This is a genomic window from Enterocloster aldenensis (assembly GCF_003434055.1).
Classification (GTDB): Bacteria; Bacillota; Clostridia; order Lachnospirales; family Lachnospiraceae; genus Enterocloster; species Enterocloster aldenensis.
Genome location: NZ_QVEX01000040.1, coordinates 1 through 482, shown reverse-complemented (window position 1 = coordinate 482; position 482 = coordinate 1). Strand labels below are relative to the sequence as shown.

At 51.7% G+C, this 482-nt stretch carries 1 rRNA gene (running past one end of the window); it reads right to left on the bottom strand.

What is annotated here, in order from left to right:
• Window positions 1-482, bottom strand: a 23S ribosomal RNA gene (locus tag DWX59_RS28350) (its annotated part extends 1,715 nt beyond the left edge of the window); the annotation flags it as partial.

Genomic DNA, 482 nt, shown 5'->3' with positions numbered 1-482 from the left:
TGTCTGTACATCTCCACATCCTTTTCCACTTAGCATACATTTTGGGACCTTAGCTGATGGTCTGGGCTGTTTCCCTCTTGACAACGGACCTTATCACCCGCTGTCTGACTGCCGAGTATGTTTCCGTGACATTCGCAGTTTGATTATGCTCAGTACCCCGAGATGGGGCCATCACATATTCAGTGCTCTACCTTCACGCAACTCTCTACCTCGACGCTAGCCCTAAAGCTATTTCGGGGAGAACCAGCTATCTCCGGGTTCGATTGGAATTTCACCCCTAGCCACAACTCATCCGCCAACGTTTCAACGGGGGTCGGTTCGGTCCTCCATCGGGTTTTACCCCAACTTCAACCTGGTCATGGCTAGATCACCCGGTTTCGGGTCTACTGCATGCAACTTTCGCCCTCTTAAGACTCGCTTTCGCTTCGGCTCCGCATATCCTGCTTAACCTCGCTCCATACAGTAACTCGCCGGTTCATTCT